Here is a 26,904-nt window from a genome sequence, read left to right on the forward strand (position 1 = left end):
GCTCCTACAGGTTTTTGCATAAACCATGGATTGCCATGAACCTCTCCCGCCTCGCCCTGCCCTTCCTGCTGCTGCCAGCCGTCAGCGCCCTCGCCGATACCTTCGAACGCGACGAAGCCCTGAAGCTGCCGGACACGCTGATCAGCGCCAACCGTCAGGTCGAAGCGCGCAACGACAGCAGCGCCGCCAATACCGTGTTCACCCGAGAAGACATCGACCGCCTGCAACCGAGCAGCGTCACCGACCTGCTGCAACGGGTGCCCGGCGTGCAAGTGGCGCAGGCGGGTGGGCGCGGCAGTCTGCCGGGGATCTACATTCGCGGCACACAGTCGGCGCAGAGTCTGGTGCTGGTCGACGGCCAGCGTATCGGCAGCTCGACCTCCGGCGACAGCAACCTGCAGCACCTGAACATCGACCAGATCGAGCGAGTGGAAGTGCTACGCGGTTCACGCTCGGTGATTTACGGCAGCGATGCGATTGGCGGGGTGATCCAGATCTTCAGCCGGCGCGGCACTGAGCAAGGCCTGCAGCCGCGCCTGCACGTCGGTTTCGGCAGCCATCAGACCTGGGAGCGCAGCCTCGGGCTGTCAGGGGGAGATGACAAAACCCGCTTCAACCTCGGCGCCAGCCTCGATGACACCGCCGGCCTCGACCGCACTCACGAGTCCTACCCCAGCGACAGCGATCACGATGTCTACCGCAACCAATCCATCAGCCTGAGCCTCAGCCATGCGCTGACCGATGACATCGAAGTCGGCGCCAATCTGCTGGATAACCGTGGCAAAAGCGAGTTCGACAACCCGTTCGGCCGCTTCGACATGACGACCTTCGAGTCGGTGCAACAGCAGCCTTACAGCGACTTCAACGTCAGCAGTGTCAGCAGCTACGTCGATGCCCGGGTCAACGACGTCTGGAAAACTCGCGTCGAGTTTGGCCACAGCGAGAACCGCGAGAAAACTCTCGACAAGCTCAGCGACGAGCGCACGGTGTTCAACACTTACCGCGATTCGGTGAACTGGCAGAACGACGTGACCCTGGATGCGCGCAACAGCCTGATCCTCGGCGGCGACTGGTACGAAGACCGGGTCAATAGCAGCACCGCGTTCAACGAGGACAGCCGCTGGAACCGCGCTGCGTTCATCCAGCATCGTTATCAGGCCGACAGTTTCTCCACGGAACTGGGCCTGCGCCACGACGACAACCAGCAGTTCGGCGGCCAGAACACCTGGAGCGGCACCTTTACCCTGCCGCTGAACCCGGACAACGATCTGCTGCTGAGCTACAGCGAAGGCTTTCGCGCGCCGACCTTCAACGACCTGTATTACCCGGACTTCAGCAACCCGGACCTGAAGCCGGAAACCTCGAAAAGTTACGAACTGCAATGGCGCAGCCAGTTGAGCGACACCAGCCGCCTGGAAGCGTCGATTTACCGTACGGATCTGGAAGACGCGATCATCTTCGGCAGCAACTCACGTCCGGAGAACGTTGCCTCGGCGCGGATCAACGGTTTCGAAGCCGCGCTGAAACAGGAACTGTTCGGCTGGCAGAGCAACCTTGGGGTTTCGATCATCGATCCGCGTGATCGCGATACCGGGCGCACTTTGGCACGTCGTGCGCGGCGCACGTTGAGTTGGGATCTCGATCGCCAGTTTGACCAAGTCAGCCTCGGCGCCAGCTGGCAGGCGGTCAGTAGCAGTTATGACGACCTGAAAAACGAGCAGCCGCTGGGTGGTTATGCGCTGTTCGGTTTGCGCAGCAGTTGGGCGCTGAACCGCGAGATCAAACTGGATCTGAAGCTGGATAATCTGCTGGACAAGGGATACAGCCGCGCGCTGTACAGCTATGACGGCAGCCAGTATGGCTATCGAGAGGAAGGTCGGGCATGGGTATTTGGCGTCACCTGGACCCCGGACATCCACTGATTTCAACTGTAGGAGCTGCCAAAGGCTGCGATCTTTTGATCTTGCTTGTGGCTGACTTGGAGTCGCCGAAGATCAAGATCAAAAGATCGCAGCCTTCGGCAGCTCCTACAGAGGTCAGAGGTGTGGCTGAATGAGTTGGCATAACTTGGCGGTCGCCTCGATCATCTGTCCGCTTGGGCGCTCCAGGCCTTTATCCGTGACCAACAGCAACTGCCCTGTCCTCACCGCATCGACCTGCGGCCAAGCTTTCCAAGCATCGAGCTGGGCCTGATCTCCCGCCAGAATCACCTCGGGATTACGTTGCAACACCGCCTCGATACTGACCTGCGGCGCCGGCAAGCTCAGGTCGGCGAATACGTTGCGCGCGCCGCACACTTCAAGCGCATCGCTGATGATCTGCCCGCCGCCGACGGTGTACAGCGGCTTGTCCCAGACCTGGTAGAACACTTTCAGCGGCACATCCCGGCGATAGCGCTGGCGCAGGTCGTCGAGTTTGCTGCGCAACTGCGCCGCCAGTTTCACCCCTCGCGCAGGTCGCCCCAGTCGCGTGGCAATGGTTTCAATCTGCGCAGACAGTTGTTCGAGATTGTGCGGTTCGGCAACGTAAGTCGGAATATTCAGGCGTTTGAGTTGATCGCGTTGCGCCGGGCCAACACTACCCGGCCACAGCAGCAATAAATCCGGCTTGAGGCTGAGCAGGCGCTCCATGTCCAACTGACCGTAACGCCCTACGGATGGCACTTCCTTGAGCGCTGCAGGACGCTCGCCAGCATCCAGCACGCCAACCAGTAGATCAGCCGAGTCCAGCTCAACGACGATTTCAGACAGGGACGGCGCGAGACTCACCACCCGCAGGCTCGCCAGCACCGGGCCGGCGCAGGCCAGCAGCAGAACCGCCAGCCACAGACGACGCATCAGCCGAGTTGACGCGGGATGCGATAGAGGTAGAACAGCACGGCCGTGGACAACGCCAGCAGCATCAAGGGCACCGCTTCGAGGCCGACGAACACTGCCAATGCACCGATCCAGGCTGGCAATGCGGCCGCGAGGAATGCGTTACGACGCTGGGCCGCCAAGGCAATCCAGGCCGCCGGTTCGTCAGGGGTATCGAGGGCTTTTTGCGTGGCGATCAGCGCATGTTTGTAACGGCCGAAAAACTTCAGGCTGACGAACATCGAAGCCACGCCGGCAATGAACATCGGCATTGCCAGCACCGGCAGAATGCCTTCGCCCTGGCCGAACAGACCATTGAGGACGAACAGTGGCACCAGTGCCAGCGCCAGGTATTTCCACCAGGCAACGGCCAGACGGCGTCGCACCTGACCGCGGGTCACGCCCGGTCTGCCTCGCCCTGATGCTCGTTGCCCATCATGTGGTCGAGCTTGCTGGCCTTGGTCGCCAGGTACAGTTTGTTGTGCGGGTTGTGGCCGGTGTGCAGCGGCACACGCTCGGCGACAACGATGCCCATGTCGGTCAGGGCTTTGACCTTGCGCGGGTTGTTGGTCATCAGGCGCAGGGACTTCACGCCCAGATGCTCCAGCATCGGCAGGCACATGGCGTAATCGCGCTGGTCGGCGGCAAAGCCCAGACGCTCGTTGGCTTCCACGGTGTCGGCGCCGCCGTCCTGCAACTCGTAGGCGCGGATCTTGTTCAGCAGACCGATGCCGCGCCCTTCCTGGCGCAGGTACAGCAGCACGCCACGGCCTTCGCGGGCGATGGCCTTGAGCGCCGCTTCGAGTTGCGAGCCGCAGTCGCAGCGCTGGCTGAACAGGGCATCACCGGTCAGGCACTCGGAGTGCAACCGGCCGAGAACCGGGGCACCGTCGTCAATTTCACCCAGGCTCAGCACAACGTGCTCGCGGCCGGTGGCTTCATCGAGAAAACCGTGCATGGTGAATTGCGCAAAAGGCGTTGGCAGCTTGGAAGCGGCGACAAAAACGACAGGCACCGGTGTGCTCCTGATCTAAAAAGTCTGAAGATTCGCAGGCCGGCATTGTAACAGCAGGTGCCTGCAGACGCTTAGGCTGAATTGTCGGGCATAACGATCAAAAAGTTAGATAACAACCCGGTCGACATAGATTCCTGTACGAGCTGTCGAGTGAAACGAGGCTGCGATCTTTGATCTGCTTTTTCAGAATCAAGATCAAAAGATCGCAGCGTGCCGCAGCTCCTACAGGGGATTCGCCGCTCCCGTAGCGAACGGATACGGCTGCTTCCACTTCTCGAAAACAGGCTTCAGCTCGCCGCTCTTCACCAACTGCTCCATGCGCTTGTCGAACAACGCCATCAGCGTGCGTGCTTGCGGGGTATCGGCGAAGCACAGGTACAGCGGCAGCTCGGCGATATGAGTCTTGCGAAACTGCGCAGGATCCTTGGCCCTGTCTGCCACGTAATCGATTTCGGTCAGCGCGTCGATGTAATAGTCGGCGCGGTTGTGGGTGAGCATCGACAGGATCCCGGTACGCCGGATGACTTCATTGTAGTTGCGCACATTGGGCAGATAGTTCTGATAGTCGTAACCGCGAACCCAGGCCAGTCGATAGCTGCCAAGCGTTTCCAGGGTCGGTAGCGGACTGCTCGCCAGGCCCAGGGCGTAGATGTGATCGGTGTCGAAATTCCAGCGCGGATACAGCAGGCTACTGTCCTCGTCACGATAGGAGCCGACGCAGGCGTCGACTTCGCCGCGCTCTGCCAGCCCGACCGAGCGGGTATATGGCTCGCTGCGAATGTCGAGTTTCACCCCGGCGGGCTCGAACACCTTGCGCAGCACGTCCCAGCCCAGGCCATGACCGTCGGCAGCGGTGTAGTCTGCCCATTCTTCGCTGGCCAGGTGGATGACCGACGGCGGGTGCGCAGCTTCCTGCGCACTGGCGACAGCGCCCAGCACGGTCATAAACACCAGCGCCAGCCAGCGTCGAGCCATCCCTAGTCTCCTCACTTAACCCTGACCATCCGGATCAGGCGAAAATCCACACCAGCCCCTGCATCGCCAACCAGGCGAACACGCCGGCCAGCACGTCGTCGAGCATGATGCCGACGCCACCGTGGACATGCCGGTCGATCCAGCGGATCGGCCATGGCTTGAGAATGTCGAAGAAACGGAACATCAGGAAACCGGCCAGCAACCAGTACCAGCCTTCCGGCACCAGCCACAGGGTGATCCACATCCCGACCATCTCGTCCCAGACGATGCCTTCGTGGTCGTGGACCCGCAGATCGTCGGCGACCTTGCCGCACAGCCAGAAGCCGAACAGCATGGTGATCCCGAGCATCAGCCAGTAACCCCAGTCGGGCAGCATCTGCCACAACGGGATAAAGGGTAGCGCAACTAACGAACCCCACGTGCCCGGCGCTTTCGGCAGGGTGCCGGAACCGAAGCCGAACGCGAGGAAATGCCAGGGATTGCGCCAGACCGACGGCGGAACGAATTCGGCCGGAACCTGTTTCGGGTGATCTGTCACGGTGTCTCCTGAAAATGTTGATAACCCCGGATTTGCGGGGTGATGTCATGTCCTTCGCGATCCAGCAGCACCACACCCTGGCCCTGCGCTACCCGCCCGATCACATGGATCGGCCAGCCATCGGCGAGCAACGCCGGCAACTCGACGGACGGTAACGTGAAGGCCAGCACGTAGTCATCGCCGCCGCTCAACGCCGCCCGTTCCGCGCCACGCTGACCGAGAAACGCCACCAAAGCGTTCGACAACGGTACGCGCTCGCGTTCAACCTCAAGCCGCACCTGTGACGCCAGAGCGATATGCCCGCAGTCGGCGAGCAGGCCGTCGGAGATATCCAGCGCCGAAGTGGCTTTGCCACGCAACGCCTGACCGAGCGCCAATTGCGGCTGCGGCGACCAGTAATGATCGAGCAATGGCTGGGCGATGTCCGGTTCGGCTTCGCGCTGGCCGAGCACCAGCGGCAAGGCCCCGGCGGCGTTGCCCAGCTCACCGCCGACACACAGCAGATCCCCCGGTTGCGCACCGCTGCGCGTCAACGCCTGGCCGGCCGGGACGCGACCGAACACCGTGACCGTCAGGCTCAACGGCCCACGCGTGGTGTCGCCGCCGACCAGCGCCACGCCGCAGCTTTGCGCCATGCGGTTCAAACCGCGGGCATAGGCTTGCAGCCAATCGGCTGTCACCGTCGGCACCGTCAGGGCAAGGGTAAAGGCTAGGGGCGTGGCGCCCATGGCGGCCAGGTCGCTGACCGCAACGGCCAGCGAGCGCTGACCGAGCAGAAACGGATCGCAGGGATCGGCGAAATGCACGCCGGCCACCAGCGTATCGGTGGAAATCGCCAGCTGTTCCCCGGGGGGAACCGCCAGCAAGGCGCAGTCGTCGCCGATCCCCAGTGCAACGCCCTCGCCGCCCTGCGCACAAGGCGCGGCGGCGAAGAAATTGCGGATCAGCTCAAATTCGCCCATGGCTGAGAAAAGTGCTCAAGCGCCAATCAGCGCTTGAACGCCTTCACTTCAGCTTCACGCAGGCGCGGAGCCAGCTTGTCGAGTACGCCGTTGACGAACTTGTGGCCGTCGGTCGAACCGAAAACTTTCGCCAGTTCGATACCTTCGTTGATCACAACGCGGTACGGCACGTCGACGCGCTTGAGCAGTTCCCAGGTGGACAGGCGCAGAACCGCCAGTTCAACCGGATCCAGCTCTTCGATTTCGATGTCCAGACAAGGCTTGAGCGCGGTGTCGATTTCGCTTTTGAACTGAGGAACCCCGTGCAGGATCTCGCGGAAGTAGGCGCCATCGACATCGGTGAAATCGTTATCGACCCGGAACTGCGCTTCGATCTCGTTCAGCGACTGCTTGGCCATGTGCCATTGGTACAGGGCCTGAGTCGCGAGCTGACGGGCTTCGCGGCGCTTGACGCTTTTCGATGGCTTGCCGGCGGCCGCAGGTTTTGGATCGCGCGGGTTGAAACGATCGCTTTCGTCGCTAATCACTTGGCCTCCAACTGCGCCAGCAGGCTGACCATTTCCAGAGCGGACAGGGCAGCTTCAGCACCTTTGTTACCGGCCTTGGTGCCGGAACGTTCGATGGCTTGCTCGATGGAATCAACGGTCAGGACGCCGAAAGCGACCGGTACGCCGAATTCCATGGACACCTGGGCCAGGCCCTTGGTGCACTCGCCTGCCACGTATTCGAAGTGCGGGGTGCCGCCACGAATGACCGCGCCGAGGGCGATGATGGCTGCGAACTCACCTTTCTGGGCGACTTTCTGCGCAACCAGCGGGATTTCGAAGGCGCCAGGTGCGCGGATGATGGTGATGTCGCTTTCGCTCACGCCGTGGCGAACCAGGGCATCAACTGCACCGCTGACCAGGCTTTCAACCACGAAGCTGTTGAAACGGCCCACTACCAGAGCGTAGCGGCCTTTAGGGGCGATGAAGGTACCTTCGATGGTCTTCAGGGTCATTCGTCAGATCTCTTAAAGAGCCGGGACGCGTCTCGTACGCATCCCTCAGTGATATTAGCCACGATTTCATGGCCGGAAACCCCGCATTGCTGCTCAATGACGAACCTGTGGCGAGGGAGTTTGCGCCCCGCTGGGCAGCGTAGCGGCCCCTTTGGTGGGCGCTGCGCACCCAAGCGGGAGCAAGCTCCCTCGCCACAATCGATCTACGTCAACAATGCCGAATTCACCGGGTCATTATTCGGAGGGCACGTATTCTACAACTTCCAGATCGAAACCGGATATCGCATTAAATTTCATCGGTGCCGACATCAGGCGCATTTTGCGCACACCGAGGTCGCGCAGGATCTGCGAACCGGCACCGACGATGCTGTAGGTGGTCGGTTTTTTCACCGCCGCCTGATCAGCGGTTTCGCGGATGTGCGCCAGCAGCACGTCGCCGTCCAGCGGGTGACCGAGCAACAACACCACACCACTGCCGGCCTCGGCGACCGCGGCCATCGCGGCGCGCAGGCTCCAGCGGCCCGGTTGCTTGACCATCAGCAGGTCACGCAGCGGGTCCATGTTGTGCACACGAACCAGGGTCGGTTCTTCGGCGCAAACCGTGCCCAGCGTGAGGGCCATGTGCACGTCGCCTTCCACCGAATCACGATAGGTCACCAGGTTGAATTGGCCCAGTTCGCTGTCCAGCGGCTGCTCGGCAATCCGCTGAACGGTACGTTCGTGGATCATCCGGTAGTGAATCAGGTCGGCGATGGTGCCGATCTTGATGTTGTGTTCGGCCGCGAACGCTTCCAGCTCGGCGCGACGGGACATGGTGCCGTCGTCGTTCATCACTTCGCAGATCACACCGCTGGGCTCAAAACCGGCCATGCGCGCCAGGTCGCAGGCGGCTTCGGTGTGACCGGCGCGGGCCAGGGTGCCACCGGCCTGGGCCATCAGCGGGAAGATGTGGCCCGGGCTGACAATGTCTTCAGCCTTGGCGTCTTTGGCGGCAGCCGCTTGCACGGTGCGCGCACGGTCGGCGGCGGAGATCCCGGTGGTGACACCTTCGGCAGCTTCGATCGACACGGTGAACTTGGTGCCGAAACCGGAACCGTTGCGTGGCGCCATCAATGGCAGCTTCAACAGTTCACAGCGCTCGCGGCTCATCGGCATGCAGATCAGGCCGCGGGCGTGCTTGGCCATGAAGTTGATGTGCTCGGCCTTGCAGCATTCGGCGGCCATGATCAGGTCGCCTTCGTTCTCGCGGTCTTCGTCATCCATGAGGATGACCATCTTGCCTTGGCGGATGTCTTCAACCAGTTCTTCGATGCTATTGAGCGCCACAAGGCACCCCCCTTCTTTCGAATTTAGAGCTTCAGGATTTGAGGTAGCCGTTTTGGGCCAGAAAGCTTTCAGTGATCGTGCCACCCGATGCAGGCTCTGCGGCCTTGTCACCCATAAGCAGGCGCTCCAGATAACGCGCCAGCAAGTCGACTTCCAGGTTCACCCGGCGGCCCGGCTTGTAGGACGCCATGATGGTTTCGCTCAGGGTGTGCGGAATGATCGTCAGCAGGAATTCGGCGCCATCGACCGCGTTCACGGTGAGGCTGGTGCCGTCGACAGTGATCGAGCCTTTATGGGCGATGTACTTGGCCAGCTCCTTCGGCGCGCGGATACGAAATTCCACGGCGCGAGCATTGTCGCTGCGCGAGACCACTTCGCCGACACCGTCGACGTGACCGCTGACCAAATGCCCGCCGAGACGGGTGGTCGGGGTCAGGGCCTTTTCCAGATTGACCGGGCTGCCGCTTTTCAGGTCATTCATGGCGGTGCAGTCAAGGGTTTCGCGGCTGACGTCGGCGGCGAAGCCGTTGCCCGGCAGTTCAACCGCCGTCAGGCACACGCCGTTGACCGCGATGCTGTCGCCGAGTTTGACGTCGCTCAGGTCGAGCTTGCCGGTTTCGACGTGTACCCGCACATCACCGCCCTTGGGGGTCAGTGCACGGATACTGCCGATGGATTCGATGATGCCGGTAAACATGGGGTTCTCCTTGAGAACGAAGCCAGCGCTAAGGCGATGGCCGGGAATTATACGCTCGCCGAAAGGACCGGCGTCGCAGTGACTCGCCAGTCATCGCCAACCGCGCGGATTTCAGTGATTTTCAGCTGCGCAGCATCCTTCATATAGGTCAGCGGCCAGTCCAGCAGCGGACGCGCCGTGGAGCCGAGGAACTTGCCGGCGATGAAGATCACGAACTCGTCGACCAGACCGAGCTGCGCAAACGCACCGGCCAGACGCGGGCCAGCCTCGACCAGCACTTCGTTGACGCCACGGTTGGCCAGTTCGATGAGCAACTGATGCAGATCGACCTGACCGTCATCACCCGGCACGATCAGGCATTCCGGGCCGTTGGCATATTGCTCTTCAACCGCCATGCAGGTGGCGACCAGCGCCGGCCCGGCCTTGAAGAACGGCGCATCCAGCGGCACCCGCAGGCGCCCGTCGATCAGCACCCGCAGCGGCGGACGGCTCATGGCCAGGGCAGTTTGCTCGGCATCCAGGCCCAACTCGTCGGCACGCACGGTCAGGCGAGCACCGTCGGCCAGCACGGTGTCGGCGCCGGTCAGCACCACACTGGCCTGCGCGCGCAGACGCTGCACGGCCGAACGGGCGGCCGGGCCGGTGATCCATTGGCTCTCGCCGCTTTCCATCGCTGTGCGACCGTCGAGACTCATCGCCAGCTTGACCCGCACGAACGGCAAGCCGTGCTCCATGCGTTTCAGAAAACCTTGATTGAGCTTGCGTGCCTCGGCTTCCAGCACGCCGCTTTGCGTGGCGATGCCGGCATCGGTCAGCCGCTGCAAACCACGCCCGGCCACCTGCGGGTTCGGATCGCGCATCGCGGCGACCACCCGGCCCACCCCGGCATTCACCAGCGCATCGGCGCACGGCGGCGTGCGGCCATGGTGGCTGCACGGCTCAAGGGTGACGTAAGCCGTCGCGCCCCGGGCCAGTTCACCGGCGGCGCGCAGGGCGTGGACTTCGGCGTGGGGTTCGCCGGCACGCTCGTGGAAGCCTTCGCCGACAATCTGCCCGTCGCGCACGATCACGCAGCCCACCCGAGGATTGGGGTGCGTGGTGTAGTGGCCCTTGCGCGCCAGCTCCAGCGCGCGCGCCATGAAATGCGCGTCGAGGATGGCCTGCTCGGCGGCGCTAGTCATTCTTTCACCGGTTCGCGGGCGAGGCGGTCGATCTCTTCGCGGAACTCGTTGAGGTCCTGAAAGCGCTTGTACACCGAAGCGAAGCGGATATAGGCGACCTCATCGAGCTTTTGCAGTTCGGCCATCACCAGTTCGCCGACCACGAGAGATTTGACCTCGCGCTCGCCGGTGGCGCGCAGCTTGTGCTTGATGTGGACCAGAGAGGATTCGAGGCGCTCGACGCTCACCGGACGTTTCTCCAGGGCGCGTTGCATGCCGGCGCGGAGTTTTTCTTCGTCGAACGGTTGGCGGCTGCCGTCGGTTTTGATCAGGCGCGGCAACACCAGTTCGGCCGTCTCGAACGTCGTGAAACGTTCGCCGCAGGCCAGGCATTCACGCCGGCGGCGCACCTGTTCGCCCTCGGCGACCAGACGCGAGTCAATGACCTTGGTGTCGTTGGCACCGCAGAAGGGACAGTGCATGGTGGCTGGCAACAAAAAAAGGGAGGGCCATGGTAGCGCATCCCGGTGGCAAGACAAGCCATAGGGTTTGCGGTATACAGACTGCCATGATCGTTTGATCCATGGATTTCATTTTCTGGAGCTGCCAATGCCGCTACGACCGCTCGTTTTGCTCAGTCTTTTCGCCCTGCTGGTGGCCTGCGGCAGCGACAAGCCCAAGCCGCAACCGCCGACACCAGGGCCTGCGCCGCAACAGGCGCAGAAAAAAGCCCGGGAGGCCGCCGACCTGGGCCCGCTGCCAGCCTATCAACGTGAACTGAGCGGCACTTTGCAAGGTGTACCGACCGGTGCCGAAGTCGAACTGGCGCTGCTGGTAATCGACGAAAAGTCGCGTCCGCAGCAATTGCTCGCCAGTTCCAGCCTGATCGGTAACAACCAGACCCTGCCGTTTCGCCTGCGCTTCAACCCCGAGGCATTTCCGGCCGGCGCGCGAGTTGAGTTGCGCGGACGTGCCACGCAGTCGGGCCAGTTGATCCTGCACCTGCCGTCACAAACCATCACCCAGCCGACCACACAGGCGCTGGGCCAGCTGCAATTTGTCAAAGCACCATGACGGCACCGCTCGACCTGCAACAGGCGTTAGGTGAATTGCTCGGTGATGCGCGGCTCAAGGCCTGTGCATTGCCGGGCACCGATTTGCAGCTGTGGCTGATCGACGGCGACAACATGCACCGTGAGTTCAGCCCCGACGAAACCCGCCGCATCCTCCATGAGCCGCCGTATTGGAGCTTCTGCTGGGCCAGCGGTCTGGCGGTGGCGCGTTATCTGGCCGAATTCCCGGAATGGGTGCGCGGCAAGCGGGTGCTGGATTTCGGCGCGGGTTCAGGCATTGCCGGGATTGCCGCGGTGAAGGCTGGTGCGCTGGAGGTGGTGGCCTGTGATCTCGATCCACTGGCGATTGCCGCGTGCCAGGCCAATGCCCGGCTCAACAAGGTGCAAATGAGTTATTCGACGGACTTCTTCGCCGAGGCCGATCGCTTCGATCTGATCCTGGTGGCGGACGTGCTGTACGACCGCGAGAACCTGCCGCTGCTCGATGCGTTCCTCAGCCGTGGCCGTGAAGCGCTGGTGGCGGATTCGCGGGTTCGGGATTTTCGTCATCCATTGTACGAGCGGATCGAAATGCTCGAGGCGATGACCTTGCCGGATCTGGCGGAGCCGGAAGAGTTTCGGCATGTGAGCCTGTATCACGCGCGGCGTAATTGAAATGCTTAAAAGATCGCAGCCTTCGGCAGCTCCTACAGTGGGAATGCGATCTTTTGCGCCACCCCTTATAGTGCGTTCATTGACGCTTAAAAGAGATCCCCCATGAGTCAGCAAACGCCGTACATCTTCGACGCCACGACTGCCGATTTCGACCAGTCGGTGATCGAGGCTTCCTTCAACAAACCGGTGCTGGTGGATTTCTGGGCCGAGTGGTGTGCACCGTGCAAGGCGCTGATGCCGATGCTGCAGGGCATTGCCGAGAGCTATCAGGGCGAACTGCTGCTGGCCAAGGTCAACTGCGACATCGAGCAGGACATCGTTGCCCGCTTCGGCATTCGCAGCCTGCCGACCGTAGTGCTGTTCAAGGACGGTCAACCGGTCGACGGTTTTGCCGGTGCGCAGCCGGAATCCGCCGTGCGTGCCCTGCTCGAACCGCATGTGCAGATGCCGCCGCCAGCCGCCTCCGATCCGTTCGAACAGGCTCAGGCGCTGTTCGATGAAGGGCGTTTCGCCGATGCCGAAGCGGCTCTGGTGGTGATGCTCACCGAAGACAACAGCAACGCCAAGGCGCTGATTCTCTACGCCCGCTGCCTGACCGAGCGCGGCGAGTTGGGCGAAGCGCAAACCGTACTCGACGCGGTCAAGAGCGATGAGCACAAGGCTGCATTGGCCGGGGCCAAGGCGCAGATCAAGTTCCTCGGTCTGGCCCGTGACTTGCCGGATGCTGCCGACCTCAAGGCGCGTCTTGCACAGAATCCACAGGACGACGAGGCGGTGTATCAACTGGCGATCCAGCAACTGGCGCGTCAGCAATACGAGGCGGCGCTGGAGGCCTTGCTCAAGCTGTTCATCCGCAATCGCAGCTACGGCGAAGGTCTGCCGCACAAGACCCTGCTGCAAGTGTTCGAACTGCTGGGCAACGATCACCCGTTGGTAACCGCTTACCGCCGTAAGGTGTTCGCCGCGCTTTATTAAGATCAAAAGATCGCAGCCTGCGGCAGCTCCTACAGGTTCAGTGTTCATCCGTAAAACGGGTGACGCATCGACTCATATAGGAGCTGCCGCAGGCTGCGATCTTTTGCGGCTCACTCGACCCAGCTGTAGAGCGGCGTATCCCCGCTGCTCACCACTTTCACCTGCGAACTGTGGCGCAAGCGCACCAGCAGCCGTTTGCCCGCCGCCGCGCTGCCGGTCAAACCCTCAAGCTGCTCCAGCAGGTCCGGCCCGCTGAGCTTTCCGGCCTTGCGCAACAGGTCCTGCGCGACTTGCCACACTGCATCGTCCTGATTCTGCGGTTTCGCTGTTGGCGTCAGCGATGCCGCTGGCGACTGCTCGCTCTGCGACTGCGCCCCCAGCGCTGCGCCGAGCTTCGCCCAATCGCTGTCATCCAGCTCCACCGTCAAATCCACCGGCATCGCGCCAACGGTTCCGCGTATCCGCAACATCTGCTTTGCTCCTGCACTTTTCTGACCTGCATGCTCCCACGGGACTTGTGCAACGCCAAGCAGGCGGGCAAACTCTGCGCACTTTCGTTATAAGATTACATAACAAACTCTTCACTTTACTTTCCGGAGACCGCCATGCGTCGTCTGCTGCTCGCTTTGCCGTTTGCCCTGTTGCCGCTGGCCATCGCCCACGCCGCCGATGAACACGATCATGACCACGAGCACGGCAGCCTCGGCGCCCATGAACATGGTGTCGGTCGCCTGAACGCCGCACTCGACGGCCAGACTCTGGAGCTGGAACTGGAAAGCCCGGCGATGAACCTGGTCGGCTTCGAACACGCTGCCACCACCGACGCCGACAAGGCCAAGGTCGTGGCCGCTCGCACGAAACTGGAAAACCCGCTGGCACTGTTCAACCTGCCGGCCGCAGCCGGTTGCAAAGTGGCCAGCCAGGAACTGGAAAGCCCGCTGTTCGGCGACAAGCCGGATGCTGACGAGCATGACGATGATGATCACGACGAAGATGCCAAGGGCGGTGAAGCGCATCACCACGATCACAGCGAAATCCACGCGCACTATCAATTCAGCTGCGCGACCCCGGGTGCGCTGAAGACCCTCGACCTCGCGAACATTTTCAAGACCTTCCCGGCGACCCAGAAAATTCAGGTACAACTGATCAGCGCCAGTGGCCAGCAAGGTACCGAAGTGACGGCCAAGGCCGCTGCCCTGAAATTCTGATTGTCTGAAAAATCTCCTGTAGGAGCTGCCGAAGGCTGCGATCTTTTGATCCTGATCTTTTTAGAAGCAAGATCAAAAGATCGCAGCCTTCGGCAGCTCCTACAGGGGTTCTGTGTACAACCATGAAACTGGTGCCATGACCCAAGCACTCATCGAACTGTCCGACCTGGGCTTTAACTGGCCCGGTCACCCGCCGCTGCTGGACATCCCGGCGTTTCGCCTGGAGCCGGGCGAAACCCTGTTCCTCAAAGGCCCCAGCGGCAGTGGCAAGACCACCCTGCTCGGCCTGCTCGGCGGCGTGCAGAAACCCGGACGCGGCAGCATTCGCCTGCTCGGCCAGGAACTGACCGAACTGGGTGCCGGCGCCCGCGACCGCTTTCGTGTCGATCACACCGGCTACATCTTTCAGCAGTTCAACCTGCTGCCGTTTCTCTCGGTACGCGAGAACGTCGAGTTGCCCTGCCACTTCTCCAAACTGCGTGCCGAACGGGCGAAACAGCGCCACGGCAGCGTTGATCAAGCCGCCGCCACCCTCCTCGCGCACTTGGGTTTGAAGGATGAAAGCATCCTCAGCCGTCGCGCAGATTCGTTGTCGATCGGCCAGCAACAGCGTGTTGCTGCCGCCCGCGCCTTGATCGGCCAACCGGAACTGGTGATCGCCGACGAGCCGACCTCGGCGCTGGATTACGACGCCCGGGAAAACTTCATTCGCCTGTTGTTCGCCGAATGCCGCGAGGCCGGATCGAGCCTGTTGTTCGTCAGCCACGACCAGAGCCTTGCGCCGCTGTTCGACCGTCATCTGTCCCTGGCCGAGCTCAATCGCGCCGCCACGTCTGCCGAGGTCTGAGATGTATCTGTTTCGTCTGGCCATGGCCAGCCTGGCCAACCGCCGTTTCACCGCCCTGCTCACCGCGTTCGCCATTGCCCTGTCGGTGTGCCTGCTGCTCGCCGTCGAGCGCGTACGCACCGAGGCCAAAGCCAGTTTCGCCAGCACCATCAGCGGCACCGACCTGATCGTCGGCGCCCGCTCCGGTTCGGTGAACCTGCTGCTGTACTCGGTGTTCCGCATCGGCAACGCGACCAACAACATCCGCTGGGACAGCTTCGAACACTTCGCCAGCAACCCGAAAGTGAAGTGGGCGATCCCGATGTCCCTCGGCGACTCGCATCGCGGCTACCGGGTGATGGGCACCACCGAGGCGTATTTCGAGCATTACCAGTACGGCCGCCAGCAGCATCTGGAACTGGCCGATGGCCGGGCGTTTGCCACCGACCCGTTCGAAGTGGTGCTCGGCGCCGAAGTGGCCGATGCGCTGCACTACAAGCTCGGCGACAAACTGGTGCTGGCCCATGGCGTGGCGGCGATCAGTCTGGTCAAACACGATGACAAACCGTTCACCGTGGTCGGCATTCTCAAGCGCACCGGTACGCCGGTAGACCGCACGCTGCACATCAGCCTCGGCGGCATGGAAGCGATTCACATCGACTGGCACAACGGCGTGCCGGCCCGGGGCAATGGGCGGATCAGTGCCGATCAGGCGCGCAACATGGACCTGACGCCACAGGCGATCACCGCGTTCATGCTCGGCCTCAACAGCAAGATTTCCACCTTCGCCCTGCAACGCGAAATCAACGAATACCGTGGCGAACCGATGCTGGCAATCCTCCCGGGCGTGGCCTTGCAAGAGTTGTGGAGCCTGATGAGCACCGCTGAAAAAGCGCTGTTCGTGGTCTCTCTGTTCGTGGTGCTGACCGGGTTGATCGGCATGCTCACGGCGATTCTCACCAGCCTCAACGAGCGTCGCCGGGAGATGGCAATTCTGCGCTCGGTCGGTGCGCGGCCGTGGCACATCGCAAGCCTGCTGGTGCTGGAAGCCTTCGCCCTGGCGTTGACCGGGGTGATCGCCGGGCTGGCGTTGCTGTACATCGGCATCGCCGCCGCGCAGGGTTATGTGCAAGCCAATTACGGGCTGTATCTGCCGCTGGCATGGCCGAGCGAGTATGAATGGACGCTGCTCGGTGGCATTCTGGCAGCCGCGCTGCTGATGGGCAGCGTGCCGGCCTGGCGCGCGTATCGCCAATCATTGGCCGATGGCCTGTCGATCCGTTTATGAGGATGTTCACCATGCCCCGCGCCGTGCTTGCGCTGCTGTTGCTGGTTGCCCTGCCCGTGTGGGCAGCGGCGCCGAAAGACCTGACCTGGTCGGAGATGATCCCGCCGGACGCTGCGCCGGAAGTGCCGAACATGACGCCGTTGCACGACCTGTCGAAGATGGGCGACGCGCTCTCGGCCGAGTCCGCGCCGGCCGCCAAGCAGGACATGCCCAACGCGCCGGTGGTGCAGAGCCTCGACGGCCAGAACATTCGCCTGCCGGGGTACATCGTGCCGCTGGAAGTCAACGAAGAGGGGCGCACCACGGACTTCCTGCTGGTGCCGTACTTCGGCGCCTGCATCCACGTACCGCCACCGCCGTCGAACCAGATCGTGCATGTGAAAAGCGAGCTGGGCGTGAAGCTCGACGAGCTGTATCAGCCGTACTGGGTCGAGGGACCGTTACAGGTCAAGGCGTCCACCAGCGAACTGGCCGATGCCGGGTATCAGATGGCGGCGGACAAGATCTATGTGTATGAGCTGCCGGAATAATTCCCGGCAGTTTTTAAAGTCAAAAGATCGCAGCCTTCGGCAGCGCCTACAGGGGGATCGCATTTCAACTGTAGGCGCTGCCGAAGGCTGCGATCTTTTGGGGCCATCACTGTTTCATTGAGCTGAGTCAACAGACCGTATCAGTCGGCTTCGTACCATAGGACATCAGACATCTTTAACGTCCTTCTGGAGCTCCCATGAACAAGTCCTTGCTCAGCGCTTCGCTGTTTGCATTCGCGCTCGCAGCCCCGCTCGCCCACGCCCACGAAGCCGGCGACATCATCGTTCGCGCCGGTGCGATCACCGTCAACCCGAAGGCCGACAGCTCCAGCGTCAAGGTCGATCAGGGTCCGTTGAGTGGCACCAACCTGGGCGGCAAGGCGACCATGAGCAGCGACACCCAACTGGGTCTGAACTTCGCTTACATGCTGACCAACAACATCGGTATCGAGTTGCTGGCAGCTTCCCCGTTCGAGCATGACGTCAAACTCAAAGGCACCGCACTGCCAGCCGCCAACGGCAAACTCGGCACCCTGAAACACCTGCCGCCAACCCTCAGCGTCGTGTACTACCCGCTGGATGCGAAGTCGCCATTCCAGCCGTACATCGGCGGCGGCATCAACTACACCTGGATCTACGACGAACACGTCGGCAGCGAAGCCCAGTCCAACGGCTTCAGCAACTTCAAGGCGAAAAACTCCTGGGGCCTGGCCTGGCAGGTTGGTGCCGACTACATGCTGACCGACAACATCATGCTCAACGCCCAAGTGCGCTACATCGACATCGACACCCGCGCCACCGTCGAGAACAACGCCGTGGCTCCGGGCACCCGTGCCAAAGTGAATGTTGATGTCGATCCATTTGTGTACATGGTGGGTCTGGGCTACAAGTTCTAAGGCAGATCGACAAAGAACGTTCACGTGGTGGTGAACCTGGCTATTGCAGTGAGAGTAAATAACTGTGGTGAGAGGGCTTGCCCCCTCGCCACAAGTCTCTTGTCTGCAGGAAGTATGTCGCCATCAGAGCGATTTCCGGCCACAAAAAAAGGCGTCCGCTCTGGACGCCTTTTTTTGTGGCAATAGGAACTTAGCGTCCCAGCAATCGCGCCAGCCCCACGCGCATCGGCGTCGGCTCTGGCAGCTTGAAGCGCTCGAGCAAACGAGCGTTGTTCGCCCGCGAATGACGGATGTCACCGGAGCGCGCCGGGCCGTAGCTGATCGGGGGCAGTTCGCCGACCACTTCCTGCAGCGCTTGCAGCATCTGCTTGAGGTTCATCGCCTGATTCCAGCCGACGTTCATCGCGCCGACCTCCACTTCAGGCTTTTCGATCGCCTGCACCAGCACATCGACCAGATCCTCGACGTAGAGGAAATCACGCGTCTGCTCGCCGTCGCCGAAGACGGTGATCGGCAGGCCTTTCTGCGCCCGCTCGCTGAAGATGCTGATGACCCCGGAGTACGGCGAGGATGGATCCTGGCGCGGGCCGAAGATGTTGAAGAAACGGAAGATCACCGGTTCCAGACCATGCTGGCGACGGTAGAAATCGAAATAATGTTCGCCGGCCAGCTTGTCTGAGGCATACGGGGTCAGCGGGGCCTTTGGCGTGTCCTCGTCAATGGACTCGCCTTCGCCGTTGTTGCCGTATACAGCCGCGCTCGATGCGTAGAGCACGCGCTTGACCCCGACCTGGCGCATGGCTTCGCAGACATTCAAGGTGCCGATGAAATTGCTCTGGTGAGTCTTCACCGGGTCATCCACCGAAGCCTGAACCGAAGCCACTGCCGCCAGATGCGCCACCGCGCTGCAGCCTTGCATCGCCTGCGCGACCAGCGCGGCGTCGGCGACGTCACCGACGATCAGCTCGACCTTCGGGTTGTCCAGTGGCAGGTTGGCGCGTTTGCCGGTCGACAGATCATCGAGAATCCGCACCGAGTGACCCGCGGCGAGCAACGCATCCGTCAGGTGCGAGCCGATGAAACCGGCGCCGCCGGTGATTAAAACAGGGCCTTCAGCCATGACGATAAAACCTATCCAGTAAAGCCGGGAGCGCAGCGCGCCAGGCGCGGGGCTTGATCCCGAAAGTGTGCAGAATTTTCTTGCAGGCGAGCACCGCGTGCTGCGGCTCCTCGGCGGCGTCTGGCCGTGCGGCATGCGCCTGGGCGGTGGGTGCTTCGATCGCCAGCGGATGCAGGTTGCGCGCTTCGCTCAGAATCGCCTGACCGAGGGCCAACGGCGTGGTCGCCTCGTGGCCGGCGTAATGGTACGTGCCCCACAGCGGCGCCGCGCAATCGAGTTGCTTGAGCACCGAAATGATCACTCGCGCGGCATCATCCACCGGGGTCGGGTTGCCCCGGCGATCATCGGCCATCAGCAACTCGTCCGGCTGTTCGGCGCGGGCGAGGAAGCGCCCGAGAGTGCCGTCAGGGCTGTCATCGAGCAGCCAGCCGAAACGCAACAGCACGTGCTGCGGGCAAGTGGCCCGAACACTTTGTTCGATGCGCCACAGCGCCTGACCGCGCAGGCCCAGCGGCACCGGCTCGTCTTTTTCGCTGTAGGCGGTTGCCCGCGAACCGTCGAACACTCGGTAACTGGACGGCTGCACGAGGATGATGTTGTGGTGCTGGCACAGCTCGGCCAGCCGCTCGATGGCGCGTTCCTGGCCGGCCAGACGGCTTTCGCTGACGGTTTCGGCCTGAAACCAGTCGAAATAGTAGGCGAGGTTGATCAACGCATCCGGACGGGTGTCGTCGAGCAGTTGCGTCAGGCTCGCGGCGTCCCAGCCGTCTTCTGGCGGGCGGGGGGCGAGGAAACCGATGTCTTCCTCTGCACCGAGGCGAATCAGCGCCTGCCCAAGGGCATTTCCGCCGCCCAGTAACATAAGGCGCATTCGCATAGAGTCAGCAGGCCCAGTCTGATTGGAACGATGGCTTTAGCGACGGCCGGTATGGCGCCGTCGTCGATAATTGCCGGAATCGTTGCATTTTGCGGGTTTAGTGCGCAACCGTCACCCGTAAAGTGTAGATCGCCGGGATTCACCCGGTTTCCTGTGGCGAGGGGCTTGCCCCCGTCCGGCTGTGAAGCCGTCGTAAACATTGATAGGCGAAAGGGTCGAAAAGCGGGGCCGCTTCGCGCCCCGACGGGGGCAAGCCCCCTCGCCACAGGGTTATCAGCCGGTCTGGAAAACTTGCATCTTCGGATGACCACCCGCATAACTTAAGCATGAATCTGCCCATCCCCAAGGACGCCGCCCTGGCAGGCTTCCACCCCGCCGTCAGCGCCTGGTTCAGCAGCACCTTCCCGACGGTCACCGCCGCTCAGGCCCGCGCGTGGCCGTTGATCCGCCAGCGCCGCTCGACGCTGATCGCCGCGCCCACCGGTTCCGGCAAAACCCTTACCGCGTTCCTCGCCGTGCTCGACGACCTCGTCCACCGTGGCCTGGAAAACCCCGACGGCCTGCCAGACGAGACCCTGGTGGTCTACGTTTCGCCGCTCAAGGCGTTGTCCAACGACATCCGCATCAACCTGCAGAACCCGCTGGCGGGGATCACCGAGCAGTTGCGCCAGATGGGCCAGCCCGAATTGCAGATCACCACGGCCGTGCGCACCGGCGACACCCCGCAAAAAGAGCGCGTCGCCATGCGCAAAAGCGCGCCGCACATTCTGGTGACCACCCCGGAATCGCTGTACGTGCTGCTCGGCTCCGAGTCCGGACGCAAAATGCTCGGCACCACACGCACGGTGATCGTCGACGAAATCCATGCGATCGCCGCCAGCAAGCGCGGCAGCCACCTGGCGCTGAGCCTCGAACGCTTGCAGGCCCTGTGCGCCGAACCGCTGACCCGCATCGGTTTGTCCGCCACGCAAAAACCCATCGACGCCGTGGCGCGGTTTCTGGTCGGCACCGATCGGCCCTGCGAGATCATCGACATCGGCCACGCCCGCCCGCGGGACCTGGGCATTGAAGTGCCGCCGGTGCCGTTGTCAGCAGTGATGGCCAACGACGTCTGGGAACTGGTCTACGATCGCCTCGCCGAGTTTGCCCGCGAACACCGCACCACGCTGATTTTCGTCAACACCCGGCGTCTGGCCGAACGCTTGAGCCGCCACCTCAGCGAACGCCTGGGCAAACACGCAGTCGCCGCGCACCACGGCAGTCTGGCCAAGGAGTTTCGCCTCGACGCCGAACAGCGGCTCAAGCGTGGCGAACTGCAAGTGCTGATCGCCACCGCCTCGCTGGAATTGGGCATCGATATCGGCGAAGTCGATCTGGTCTGTCAGATCGCCTCGCCGCGATCGATTGCCGGGTTTCTGCAAAGAGTGGGGCGTTCCGGACACCAGGTCGGTGGCACGCCCAAAGGTCGCTTGTTCGCCACCACCCGCGACGACCTGATCGAATGCGCCGCCCTGCTCGACTGCGTGCGCCGTGGCGAACTCGACACCCTGCACATTCCTGAAGCGCCGCTGGATGTACTGGCGCAGCAGATCATCGCCGAAGTCAGTTGCCAGGAATGGGCGGAAGACGCGCTGCTGACGACCTTCCGCAGAGCCTCGCCCTATCGCGAACTCGACGAAAAACACTATCAGGCGCTGCTGACCATGCTCGCCGAAGGCTACAACGGTCGCCAGGGCATCCGCAGCGCTTACCTGCATCGCGACGCCGTCAGCCGCACCCTGCGCGGCCGCCGTGGTGCGCAACTGACTGCCGTGACCAGCGGCGGCACCATCCCGGACAACGCCGACTACAGCGTGCTGCTGGAACCGCAGGGCCTGAACATTGGCAGCGTCAACGAAGACTTCGCCGTGGAAAGCATTGCTGGCGACGTGTTTCAACTCGGCAACACCTCCTATCGCATCCTGCGGGTGGAAACCGGCAAGGTGCGGGTCGAAGATGCCCTGGGCCAGCCGCCGACCATTCCGTTCTGGCTCGGCGAAGCCCCGGGGCGCAGCGATGAGTTGTCTTCGGCGGTGGCGCGCCTGCAAGCAACCCTCGACGAATTGCTCAGCAGCCGCCCCGGCGATCTGCAACCGGCGCTCGACTGGCTGACCGCAACCCTCGGCCTGAACCGCGCCAGCGCCGAACAACTGGTGGAGTATCTGTCCCGCGCACGCCTGACCCTCGGCGCCCTGCCCTCACAGGACACGCTGCTGATGGAGCGGTTTTTCGACGAGTCCGGCGGCACCCAGTTGATCATCCATTCACCGTTCGGCAGCCGCATCAACCGCGCCTGGGGCCTGGCGCTGCGCAAGCGTTTCTGCCGCACCTTCAACTTCGAATTGCAAGCCGCCGCCAGTGAAGATGCGATCGTCCTGTCGCTGTCCACCAGCCACAGTTTCGAACTTGATGACGTCTGGCGTTACCTGCACAGCAACAGCGCCGAGCACATCCTGATTCAAGCGATTCTGGACGCGCCATTGTTCGGCGTGCGCTGGCGCTGGAATGCCGGGGTGGCGCTGGCGTTGCCGCGGTTTACCGGCGGGCGCAAAGTCGCGCCGCAGTTGCAGCGGATGAAAAGCGAAGACCTGATCGCCAGCGTGTTTCCGGACCAGATCGCCTGCCTGGAAAACCTCGCCGGCGAACGGGAAGTCCCTGAACACCCGCTGGTGGAACAGACCCTCGACGACTGCCTGCACGAGGCCATGGACAGCGAAGGCTGGCTGCAGTTGCTGCGGCGCATGGAGCGTGGCGAAGTGCGTTTGCTCAGCCGCGATCTGCCGGCGCCGTCACCGCTGGCGGCAGAAATTCTCAGTGCGCGGCCGTACACCTTTCTCGACGACGCACCGCTGGAGGAACGCCGGACCCAAGCCGTGATCAACCGGCGCTGGAGCGATCCGCAATCCACCGATGACCTCGGTGCACTGGATGCCGATGCCATCGACGCCGTGCGCGAAGAGGCGTGGCCGACGCCGGCCAATGTCGATGAAATGCACGAGGCGCTGATGAGTCTGGCATGCGTCAGCGAGGCCGAAGTGCAGGCCAACCAGCCTTGGCGCGAGTGGCTGAACACACTGACTGACGGTGGCCGCGCCTGCTGTCTGATGATCGATCCACAACGTTGCCTGTGGCTGGCGCGAGAGCGCCTGACCTGCCTGTTGGCCCTTTATCCACAGGCCACGCTGCAACCGCAGCAGGAGGCCTTACCCGGTTTCAATGAACCCTGGACGTTCGATGAGGCCCTGGTCGAAATGATCCGCGCGCGGCTCGGCGCGTTTGGCCCGCTGCCGTTACCGGCGATTGCCGAGCCGCTGGCGCTGCCCACCGCGCAAGTCGCACAAGCCCTCGCGCAACTGGAGCGCGAAGGCTACGTGCTGCGTGGGCATTTCACCCCGGGCGTGGCGGTTGAAGAATGGTGCGAACGGCATCTGCTGGCGCGCATCCATCGCTACACGGTCAAGCGTTTGCGCCGGGAAATCGAGCCGGTGGCGTTGCAGGATTTCATGCGTTTTCTGTTCGATTGGCAGCACCTGTCCAACGCCACGCGCGGTCAGGGCAGCGCGGTGTTGCCAGCGATTGTCGGCCAGTTCGAAGGCTATCCGGCGGCGGCCTCCGCGTGGGACAGCGACATTCTCCCGGCGCGGCTCAAGGACTATTCACCGAGCTGGCTGGATGACCTGTGCCGCAACGGCAAACTGGTGTGGACGCGGCTCAGTGCCCGGCAGAAAGTCAGCGGTACGGCCCTGCGCAGTACACCGATTGTGCTGCTGCCACGTAGCCAGGTCGGATTGTGGAGTGCGCTGGCCGAGCAAACGCCGGTCAGTGAACTGTCGCCGAAAACCCGGAAGGTCCATGAAGCACTGAGTCAGCATGGCGCGCTGTTTTTCGATGAGTTGATCCACGAAGCGCACCTGTTGCGCACCGAGCTGGAAATCGCCTTGCAGGAACTGGTCGGTGCCGGCCTGGTGAACGCCGACAGCTTCGCCGGCCTGCGCGCGCTGATCACCCCGGCGAGCAAGCGCCAGCAACGCAGCAGTCGACGTGGACGCGGGGCGTTTGTCGGCGGTATGGACGATGCCGGACGCTGGGCGTTGTTGCGTCGAGGGCCACTGGTGGAGAACCACCAGAGCGTTTCGCCGGAAACCCTCGAACACGTCGCCATGACCTTGCTGCGGCGCTACGGCGTGGTGTTCTGGCGCCTGCTGGAACGCGAGGCGGATTGGCTGCCGAGCTGGCGTGAATTGCTGCGCACGTTTCATCGACTGGAGGCCCGTGGCGAGATTCGCGGCGGGCGCTTTGTCAGTGGTCTGGCGGGTGAACAATTTGCCTTGCCGGAGGCGATTCCATTGCTGCGTGAAGTACGGCGGCGGCCGCATGACGGCAGTTTGATCGCGGTGTGCGGGGTGGATCCGCTGAATCTGGCCGGGACGTTGTTGCCGGGGGTGAAAGTGCCGGCACTGGCGAGCAATCGGCTGGTGTATCGCGATGGTCTTCCGGCGGCGGCCGAGATTGCCGGCAAACAGCAGATCTGGCTGGAGCTGGACCAAGTATCCATGGAACAGGTGCGCGGCAAGCTGATCCGGCATTGATGTCGTCTGGACTGGCGCTATCGCGAGCAGGCTCACTCCTACAGGGGAAACGCATTCCAAATGTAGGAGTGAGCCTGCTCGCGATGAGGCCGGTACTCCCGATACAACATCGCGCGCTAGGTCCGCGACTCCTGCGGCAACACCACCGCCGAATGCTCCACAGGTGTTTTTTCCTGCCGCTTGGGCAACAAAACCTGCTGTGGATAAGTCTGCGCGAAATGCACCACCGGACTGTTATCCACAAGCTTTTTCAAACGCTGGTTGAACGCCCGGCTCACCGCATATTGCCCGCCCGACACGGTGCGGAATTGCGCCGTCAGCACCACGCCGTTCAAGTCCATCTTGTCCACCCCGAAGACATCCAGCGGCCCTTGCAGGTTGTACTTGAGAAACGGATCTTCGCGGATCGAATCGCCAGTCTCGCGGATCAGTTCGATGGCCTTGTCGACATCGGTGTCGTAAGTGAACTGCACCGAGAAAAACGCATAGGCAAACTGCCGCGACTGGTTGGTGACCGCCTTGATCTGGCCGAACGGCACCGAGTGCACAAAACCCTTGCCGTCACGCAGACGCAGGGTACGAATGGTCAGGCCTTCGACCGTGCCGGCGTGCCCGGAATCGAGCACCACCCAGTCGCCGATCGACAGGGTGTCTTCGATGATGATGAACAGCCCGGTGATCACGTCCTGCACCAGTTGCTGCGAACCGAAACCGATCGCCAGACCGACTACCCCGGCACCGGCCAGCAGTGGCGCGACGTTGATCCCCAGGTTGGCCATGGTGGTGATCGCGCAGATCACCACGAGGATGATTTTGATCGCGTTGCGCAGCAGCGGCAGGATGGTTTTCACCCGGGTGCTGGGCTGACGTGACGAGCGTTTGCTGACCGGTGGTTTCAGCGCTTCCTGAATCGCCGTGTCGAGCACCACCCACAACAGCCACGTCACCAGAAAGATCAGGCCGATGCTGCTCAGGGCGTTGCTGATCGCCCGGCCGACCGTGCTGCTCTGGGCGAAATCGAGCAGAGAAACGCCCCAGATCCGCCCGAGAATATCGATGAAGGCAATCGCGATGACGATCCGCAGCAAGGCGTGCAACAGGCTGAGGAAGCGTTCCTTATAGGCGCTGCTGCGCTGGATCGCTTCGGCCTTTCGCGACTTGAACACGTGCTGGAGGATGGTGCTCAGGAACACTGTGCCAATCAGCAGCACCGTGGTGAACAACGCGCAACGCAGCGCCTTCTGGTTGTCCTCGCCAATGCCGATCAGGTTGACCGCCGAGACCAGCACCATCAGCACGATCGGCCAGTACCACAGCCCGGAAAAAATCCGCAGCGACTCCTGCAGCGACGGTTGTTTCAGGCGCTGCGCCAGTGGCCGGTTACGAATCAGGTGCGCCACCGGCCGGCGCAGGCGAATCACCAGCAGGCCGAAAATGATCGAGGCGATCAGCCCGGTGAACACCGCGACACTGCTGGTGATGTTGCCACCTAACTGACGGGCGATCTGCGGGCTGGTCAACGCGTCACTCAGGGCGGCGAGGAAACCGATCAGGAACAGCGGTTTCGGACAGTAGTCGCGGATGATCCGCGCGGCAGGCCGTTTGTGCCCGACGTTGAACATCACCACCACGCACAACAACATCGAGGTGGAGAAAATGCCGCTGCTGGTGGCATACGCCAGACACAGCGCCAGCGCCCGGCCCACCGAGGCTTGCAGAAAGTGGCTGACGTACAGCGTCAGCGGCAGACAGATCAGCGCCGGCAGCGTGTACGGCAACAGGTAGCCGAGCAGGTCCTGGCTGCGCTGGCGGGTACGCAGCCAACGGCCCTGACTCAGACGCTTGGCCAGCAGGCTACCGAGTACCGTGAGCAGCGCAAAGGCGCCAAGCCACACCCCCGACAACATCAGGAAATCCCCGGCGACGCTCCAGCCCGAACGATCCGACGGCTGGTTGACCAGTTTGTCGACCTCGTCCGCCGCACGGTCGGCACGCAGGCGCCAGGCATCGACCAGATGTTCGTTGAGATCGAGTTTGTCCTGCACATCGTCGATGCTCGAACTGATCGCGCCGAGCAAACCGCCCTGCACAATCGGCTCGGGCTCGGCGGCCTGGGTGGTGGCGGCCGGCACGCCGGGCAACGCCGCGGCCTCCAGTTCACTGGAGCCGAGAAACAGCAGCACTCCCAGCACAATGGCGATCCTGAACTTGATCAAAACTCCGTTCTCCCTTGGCTGAACCTGTAAGGAACTGATCGGTGAATGGCGGACAAGTTCGGTTTTTGCCCTGAATGAATCCTCT

26 protein-coding genes are annotated in these 26,904 nt (G+C 62.5%); 10 read left to right on the plus strand and 16 right to left on the minus strand.

Features of this window, described 5'->3' with window-relative positions; translation table 11 throughout:
* The first annotated feature begins 35 nt into the window (after nt 1-35).
* Complete coding sequence (locus NN484_RS13020) at nt 36-1,922, plus strand: TonB-dependent receptor domain-containing protein (RefSeq protein ID WP_215502235.1); 1,887 nt, start codon at nt 36-38, stop codon at nt 1,920-1,922.
* Between the two features lie 114 nt (nt 1,923-2,036).
* On the opposite strand, the gene NN484_RS13025 is transcribed toward NN484_RS13020, so the two are convergent.
* From NN484_RS13025 to nrdR, 12 genes are all read right to left on the minus strand, one after another.
* Nucleotides 2,037-2,837: a cobalamin-binding protein gene (locus NN484_RS13025; RefSeq protein ID WP_215502236.1), complete on the minus strand. Its 801-nt coding sequence runs from the start codon at nt 2,835-2,837 to the stop codon at nt 2,037-2,039.
* Entirely contained in the window at nt 2,837-3,256 is a 420-nt protein-coding gene (locus NN484_RS13030) for an MFS transporter (RefSeq protein WP_127651235.1), read from the minus strand. Before NN484_RS13030 ends, NN484_RS13025 begins: the two co-directional genes overlap by 1 nt.
* Entirely contained in the window at nt 3,253-3,870 is a 618-nt protein-coding gene (gene ribA / locus NN484_RS13035; RefSeq protein ID WP_127651236.1) for a GTP cyclohydrolase II, read from the minus strand. The genes NN484_RS13030 and ribA overlap by 4 nt, the downstream gene beginning before the upstream one ends.
* A 222-nt stretch (nt 3,871-4,092) precedes the next feature.
* Complete coding sequence (locus NN484_RS13040; protein ID WP_215502237.1) at nt 4,093-4,845, minus strand: substrate-binding periplasmic protein; 753 nt, start codon at nt 4,843-4,845, stop codon at nt 4,093-4,095.
* A 34-nt stretch (nt 4,846-4,879) separates the two neighbouring features.
* Nucleotides 4,880-5,383, minus strand: a complete 504-nt coding sequence (locus tag NN484_RS13045) for a phosphatidylglycerophosphatase A family protein (RefSeq protein WP_003228639.1) — start codon at nt 5,381-5,383, stop codon at nt 4,880-4,882.
* Nucleotides 5,380-6,345: a thiamine-phosphate kinase gene (gene thiL / locus NN484_RS13050; protein ID WP_215502238.1), complete on the minus strand. Its 966-nt coding sequence runs from the start codon at nt 6,343-6,345 to the stop codon at nt 5,380-5,382. Before thiL ends, NN484_RS13045 begins: the two co-directional genes overlap by 4 nt.
* Before the next feature lie 26 nt (nt 6,346-6,371).
* The gene (gene nusB / locus NN484_RS13055) at nt 6,372-6,872 is read right to left on the minus strand and encodes a transcription antitermination factor NusB (protein WP_102354581.1); all 501 of its coding nucleotides are present in this window, start codon (nt 6,870-6,872) and stop codon (nt 6,372-6,374) included.
* On the minus strand, nt 6,869-7,345 hold the full coding sequence (gene ribH, locus NN484_RS13060; protein WP_003228649.1) for a 6,7-dimethyl-8-ribityllumazine synthase: 477 nt from the start codon (nt 7,343-7,345) through the stop codon (nt 6,869-6,871). Before ribH ends, nusB begins: the two co-directional genes overlap by 4 nt.
* Before the next feature lie 234 nt (nt 7,346-7,579).
* Nucleotides 7,580-8,671: a bifunctional 3,4-dihydroxy-2-butanone-4-phosphate synthase/GTP cyclohydrolase II gene (gene ribBA, locus NN484_RS13065; RefSeq protein WP_007966103.1), complete on the minus strand. Its 1,092-nt coding sequence runs from the start codon at nt 8,669-8,671 to the stop codon at nt 7,580-7,582.
* A 31-nt stretch (nt 8,672-8,702) separates the two neighbouring features.
* Entirely contained in the window at nt 8,703-9,368 is a 666-nt protein-coding gene (locus NN484_RS13070; RefSeq protein ID WP_127651240.1) for a riboflavin synthase, read from the minus strand.
* Nucleotides 9,369-9,415: 47 nt separating this feature from the next.
* Nucleotides 9,416-10,549 (minus strand): bifunctional diaminohydroxyphosphoribosylaminopyrimidine deaminase/5-amino-6-(5-phosphoribosylamino)uracil reductase RibD, encoded by a 1,134-nt coding sequence (gene ribD / locus NN484_RS13075; protein WP_215502239.1) that lies wholly within the window; start codon nt 10,547-10,549, stop codon nt 9,416-9,418.
* Nucleotides 10,546-11,010: a transcriptional regulator NrdR gene (nrdR, locus tag NN484_RS13080; RefSeq protein ID WP_007910946.1), complete on the minus strand. Its 465-nt coding sequence runs from the start codon at nt 11,008-11,010 to the stop codon at nt 10,546-10,548. The genes ribD and nrdR overlap by 4 nt, the downstream gene beginning before the upstream one ends.
* Before the next feature lie 127 nt (nt 11,011-11,137).
* Between nrdR and NN484_RS13085 the strand changes: the two genes are divergently transcribed.
* The 3 genes from NN484_RS13085 (at nt 11,138) to trxA (ending at nt 13,230) form a co-directional block, all read left to right on the plus strand.
* The gene (locus NN484_RS13085; protein WP_127651242.1) at nt 11,138-11,602 is read left to right on the plus strand and encodes a YbaY family lipoprotein; all 465 of its coding nucleotides are present in this window, start codon (nt 11,138-11,140) and stop codon (nt 11,600-11,602) included.
* Nucleotides 11,599-12,255, plus strand: coding sequence for a class I SAM-dependent methyltransferase (locus NN484_RS13090; RefSeq protein WP_215502240.1), 657 nt, complete (start codon nt 11,599-11,601; stop codon nt 12,253-12,255). Before NN484_RS13085 ends, NN484_RS13090 begins: the two co-directional genes overlap by 4 nt.
* A gap of 102 nt (nt 12,256-12,357) precedes the next feature.
* A complete protein-coding gene (gene trxA / locus NN484_RS13095) occupies nt 12,358-13,230 on the plus strand; it encodes a thioredoxin (protein WP_215502241.1) in 873 nt (290 codons plus the stop codon).
* Between the two features lie 110 nt (nt 13,231-13,340).
* Here the strand turns inward: trxA and NN484_RS13100 are convergent, their stop codons facing one another.
* Nucleotides 13,341-13,700 (minus strand): hypothetical protein, encoded by a 360-nt coding sequence (locus NN484_RS13100; RefSeq protein WP_215502242.1) that lies wholly within the window; start codon nt 13,698-13,700, stop codon nt 13,341-13,343.
* A gap of 135 nt (nt 13,701-13,835) precedes the next feature.
* On the opposite strand from NN484_RS13100, the gene NN484_RS13105 reads away from it, so the two are divergent.
* From NN484_RS13105 to NN484_RS13125, 5 genes are all read left to right on the plus strand, one after another.
* Nucleotides 13,836-14,438, plus strand: coding sequence for a DUF2796 domain-containing protein (locus NN484_RS13105; protein ID WP_215502243.1), 603 nt, complete (start codon nt 13,836-13,838; stop codon nt 14,436-14,438).
* Between the two features lie 136 nt (nt 14,439-14,574).
* Nucleotides 14,575-15,285 carry an ABC transporter ATP-binding protein gene (locus tag NN484_RS13110; protein ID WP_127651247.1) on the plus strand — a complete coding sequence of 237 codons (711 nt, stop codon included), beginning with the start codon at nt 14,575-14,577 and terminating at the stop codon, nt 15,283-15,285.
* Nucleotide 15,286: 1 nt separating this feature from the next.
* Complete coding sequence (locus NN484_RS13115; RefSeq protein ID WP_215502244.1) at nt 15,287-16,552, plus strand: ABC transporter permease; 1,266 nt, start codon at nt 15,287-15,289, stop codon at nt 16,550-16,552.
* Nucleotides 16,553-16,563: 11 nt separating this feature from the next.
* Entirely contained in the window at nt 16,564-17,082 is a 519-nt protein-coding gene (locus NN484_RS13120) for a DUF3299 domain-containing protein (protein ID WP_047296927.1), read from the plus strand.
* A 197-nt stretch (nt 17,083-17,279) separates the two neighbouring features.
* The gene (locus NN484_RS13125; RefSeq protein WP_127651249.1) at nt 17,280-17,978 is read left to right on the plus strand and encodes an OmpW/AlkL family protein; all 699 of its coding nucleotides are present in this window, start codon (nt 17,280-17,282) and stop codon (nt 17,976-17,978) included.
* A 190-nt stretch (nt 17,979-18,168) separates the two neighbouring features.
* Here the strand turns inward: NN484_RS13125 and NN484_RS13130 are convergent, their stop codons facing one another.
* On the minus strand, nt 18,169-19,098 hold the full coding sequence (locus NN484_RS13130; RefSeq protein WP_215502246.1) for an NAD-dependent epimerase/dehydratase family protein: 930 nt from the start codon (nt 19,096-19,098) through the stop codon (nt 18,169-18,171).
* A complete protein-coding gene (locus NN484_RS13135; protein ID WP_127651251.1) occupies nt 19,091-19,975 on the minus strand; it encodes a sugar nucleotide-binding protein in 885 nt (294 codons plus the stop codon). The genes NN484_RS13130 and NN484_RS13135 overlap by 8 nt, the downstream gene beginning before the upstream one ends.
* A 326-nt stretch (nt 19,976-20,301) precedes the next feature.
* Between NN484_RS13135 and NN484_RS13140 the strand changes: the two genes are divergently transcribed.
* Complete coding sequence (locus NN484_RS13140) at nt 20,302-24,603, plus strand: DEAD/DEAH box helicase (protein WP_274659241.1); 4,302 nt, start codon at nt 20,302-20,304, stop codon at nt 24,601-24,603.
* Between the two features lie 116 nt (nt 24,604-24,719).
* On the opposite strand, the gene NN484_RS13145 is transcribed toward NN484_RS13140, so the two are convergent.
* On the minus strand, nt 24,720-26,819 hold the full coding sequence (locus NN484_RS13145) for a mechanosensitive ion channel family protein (protein WP_274659242.1): 2,100 nt from the start codon (nt 26,817-26,819) through the stop codon (nt 24,720-24,722).
* Nucleotides 26,820-26,904 lie beyond the last annotated feature (85 nt).

Source organism: Pseudomonas serboccidentalis, assembly GCF_028830055.1.
Classification (GTDB): domain Bacteria; phylum Pseudomonadota; class Gammaproteobacteria; order Pseudomonadales; family Pseudomonadaceae; genus Aquipseudomonas; species Aquipseudomonas serboccidentalis.

Excerpts from the sequence above, each read along its gene's own strand:
- NN484_RS13110 (WP_127651247.1), top strand. The coding sequence starts at position 14,575 with ATGACCCAAGCACTCATCGAACTGTCCGACCTGGGCTTTAACTGGCCC.
- NN484_RS13120 (WP_047296927.1), top strand. The coding sequence starts at position 16,564 with ATGCCCCGCGCCGTGCTTGCGCTGCTGTTGCTGGTTGCCCTGCCCGTG.
- NN484_RS13040 (WP_215502237.1), bottom strand. The coding sequence starts at position 4,845 with ATGGCTCGACGCTGGCTGGCGCTGGTGTTTATGACCGTGCTGGGCGCT.
- NN484_RS13025 (WP_215502236.1), bottom strand. The coding sequence starts at position 2,837 with ATGCGTCGTCTGTGGCTGGCGGTTCTGCTGCTGGCCTGCGCCGGCCCG.
- NN484_RS13105 (WP_215502243.1), top strand. The coding sequence starts at position 13,836 with ATGCGTCGTCTGCTGCTCGCTTTGCCGTTTGCCCTGTTGCCGCTGGCC.
- NN484_RS13100 (WP_215502242.1), bottom strand. The coding sequence starts at position 13,700 with ATGTTGCGGATACGCGGAACCGTTGGCGCGATGCCGGTGGATTTGACG.
- trxA (WP_215502241.1), top strand. The coding sequence starts at position 12,358 with ATGAGTCAGCAAACGCCGTACATCTTCGACGCCACGACTGCCGATTTC.
- NN484_RS13125 (WP_127651249.1), top strand. The coding sequence starts at position 17,280 with ATGAACAAGTCCTTGCTCAGCGCTTCGCTGTTTGCATTCGCGCTCGCA.
- NN484_RS13070 (WP_127651240.1), bottom strand. The coding sequence starts at position 9,368 with ATGTTTACCGGCATCATCGAATCCATCGGCAGTATCCGTGCACTGACC.
- ribD (WP_215502239.1), bottom strand. The coding sequence starts at position 10,549 with ATGACTAGCGCCGCCGAGCAGGCCATCCTCGACGCGCATTTCATGGCG.
- NN484_RS13020 (WP_215502235.1), top strand. The coding sequence starts at position 36 with ATGAACCTCTCCCGCCTCGCCCTGCCCTTCCTGCTGCTGCCAGCCGTC.
- NN484_RS13135 (WP_127651251.1), bottom strand. The coding sequence starts at position 19,975 with ATGCGAATGCGCCTTATGTTACTGGGCGGCGGAAATGCCCTTGGGCAG.
- NN484_RS13140 (WP_274659241.1), top strand. The coding sequence starts at position 20,302 with ATGAATCTGCCCATCCCCAAGGACGCCGCCCTGGCAGGCTTCCACCCC.
- thiL (WP_215502238.1), bottom strand. The coding sequence starts at position 6,345 with ATGGGCGAATTTGAGCTGATCCGCAATTTCTTCGCCGCCGCGCCTTGT.
- NN484_RS13085 (WP_127651242.1), top strand. The coding sequence starts at position 11,138 with ATGCCGCTACGACCGCTCGTTTTGCTCAGTCTTTTCGCCCTGCTGGTG.
- ribH (WP_003228649.1), bottom strand. The coding sequence starts at position 7,345 with ATGACCCTGAAGACCATCGAAGGTACCTTCATCGCCCCTAAAGGCCGC.
- nrdR (WP_007910946.1), bottom strand. The coding sequence starts at position 11,010 with ATGCACTGTCCCTTCTGCGGTGCCAACGACACCAAGGTCATTGACTCG.
- NN484_RS13115 (WP_215502244.1), top strand. The coding sequence starts at position 15,287 with ATGTATCTGTTTCGTCTGGCCATGGCCAGCCTGGCCAACCGCCGTTTC.
- NN484_RS13130 (WP_215502246.1), bottom strand. The coding sequence starts at position 19,098 with ATGGCTGAAGGCCCTGTTTTAATCACCGGCGGCGCCGGTTTCATCGGC.
- NN484_RS13090 (WP_215502240.1), top strand. The coding sequence starts at position 11,599 with ATGACGGCACCGCTCGACCTGCAACAGGCGTTAGGTGAATTGCTCGGT.